The 2,349-nt window shown below is 64.6% G+C and carries 1 protein-coding gene; it reads right to left on the bottom strand.

Going from position 1 to position 2,349, the window contains the following annotated elements:
• Nucleotides 1-203: 203 nt before the first annotated feature.
• Entirely contained in the window at nucleotides 204-1,640 is a 1,437-nt protein-coding gene (gene ltrA / locus ACFRMQ_RS40200; protein WP_380735863.1) for a group II intron reverse transcriptase/maturase, read from the bottom strand.
• Nucleotides 1,641-2,349 lie beyond the last annotated feature (709 nt).

Raw genomic sequence — 2,349 nt, 5'->3', positions numbered from 1 at the left:
ACGGGCTCGGCCCCGAAGCGGTCCTGGTGCTCGTCGATGAGCTTCAGTACCGTCGCCGGGTCGGGTCGGTGAAAGTCGGCCCGGGGCGCGGTTCCGGTCTTTCGACCGGACCGTTTCCCCGGACCGCTTCCCGAACCCGGCGGGCACCTCTCAATGCACCGGGCTCTCCACAAGTCCCGAAATAGGCTGCGTGTTGGACATTCTCATCCTGCGATGGCCCAGGGGGCCGGGATGACGGATCCTCGATAGCGGTAGCGGGTTGTGCTTACCTTCTCGGGGTCGAACAGCTCCCTGTTCTCGCTGGCGGGCCACCATCCGCCGCCGCAATAGCGGTTGCGGAGTTCCTTCCAGGTAGACCGGCGGTGTTTGCGCCGCATCCATCGCCATACCGTCTGCCACGTGTAGTGACTCAGGTAGGCGAAGGTTACGGAGGACACCCCGGGCCGGAAGTACGCACACCAGCCCCGCAGCGCCATGTTCAGCCGACGCAGCAGGTCGTCCAACGGCTGGTTCACTTCGACCTCTCGACACAACGTCTTGACCTTCCGCTTCACGGCCTGGACAGCCTTCTTCGCGGGGTAGGTATAGACGTAGTGCTGCCTGGTCCCTTGCTTGCGGTGGCGTTGGATGTGCCACCCGAGAAAGTCCAGGCCCTCATCGATATGGGTGATCAGAGTCTTCTCCGGTGACAGGCGCAGGCCCATCGTGGACAAGACCTCAGTGATTTCCTCACGCAGGACCTCGGCATCAGATTTCGAGCCGAAGACCATCAAGCACCAGTCGTCCGCGTACCTAACAAGGCGGTAGTTGGGCAGACCATGGCGGTGCCGTCTGGCGCGGTCCACCTTCCCAGCACTCGGGCCTCCCGGCGCCTGGGCGATGTACTCGTCCAGGACGGAAAGCGCCACATTGCTGAGCAAGGGCGAGAGAATCGACCCTTGCGGGGTTCCGGCGGTGGTCTCCCGCAGCAGCCGGTCCTCACCGAGGATGCCCGCCTTGAGGAAAGCCTTCACCAGATCCAGGACGCGTTTGTCCCCGACCCGTCGCCGCACCCGGTCCATCAGGGCCGAGTGTGAGATTTCGTCGAAGCAGGCCGTGATGTCCCCCTCCACGATCCACTCATAGTTGCGTGGCCGCGAAGCGAGATAGCGCACCTCGGCTACCGCGTCATGAGCCCGGCGATTCGGACGGAACCCGTAGGAACACGGGAGGAAATCCGCCTCGAAAATCGGCTCCAACACCAGCTTCAAGGATGCCTGGACTACCCGGTCGGCGATGGTCGCGATCCCCAGGCGGCGCATCTTCCCGCCGCCCTTCGGGATCATGCGCTCTCGTACCGGAAGCGGGCGGAAACTACGGTCCTTCACCTGCGACCGAAGTTCGTCGAGAAACTCCTCGACACCCTGCGCGGCCTCGACGGAGCGGGCCGTACACCCGTCCACTCCTGCCGTGCGGGCACCCTTGTTACCCCTCACCCGATCCCAGGCCACCAAGAGGAAGCCGGGATCGGAAACGAGGTTGTAAAGGTCGTCGAACCTGCGATGGGAATCATCACGAGCCCAACGGTGCAGCTTGGTCTGGATCTTCAGTACCCGCAGCTCCGCCCCGTACAGGGCAGACTCCAGATCGTCGGTGTTCACCGGCGACGAACCTCCTGACATTCCAGCAACGTCAACTGCCAACTTGCTGGCCCCCTTCGCCCTGCGGCCGTCTCTCACGGCCTCCTCGGCGGGTCGTCACTCCCGCGACTACTACGGGGCCTCCGCCCCATCACGCGGCCATCAGCCGGCAACGGACCTGCCCACCTCCGGACTGGATGCCCGGCGGGAGGGCGACCGCGGATGGTTCCCACGTTCACCATGTGATCGATCGGTCAGGTAGGCGCCCAGCTCTACCCCGGCAGCATCGCCACGTCTACGCCGCAGACATTCAACGTGGCCTCCCCACCGACAGAGCTAAACGGCTTCGGAGTTGAGTCCCGAGCCGAAAGGCCCGGACCTCACGCACTGCACACCGGCCCATATCCACCAGATTTGACCCGGCTTCGCTGTTACGGGGCTTCAACCACTGGTTCGCTCTCGCTACACCTTCTGACCTCGCTGAACGGACCCGCACTGTCTGGCAGTTCCAGCACGTCCCGCTTTCGTCGGGGCCGCTTGCCACCCTCCCCGGCGTTCCCCGGATCAGGCTGCCCCCCAGCTTCGATCAGGCCGCTACGACGACCTGACGGAGACGGTCTCCCACCGCCTCTCGATCAACACGGCGCCTCGTGGCGCACAGCTCCTGGGCGAAAAAAGCCGAGGCGGCCTTGAGGATCTCGCACGAGCGCCGCAGCTCGGCGTTCTCCTT

The sequence above is a fragment of the Kitasatospora sp. NPDC056783 genome, from assembly GCF_042789895.1.
Taxonomy (GTDB): Bacteria; Actinomycetota; Actinomycetes; order Streptomycetales; family Streptomycetaceae; genus Kitasatospora.
This window is presented reverse-complemented; position numbering and strand designations above follow the sequence as displayed.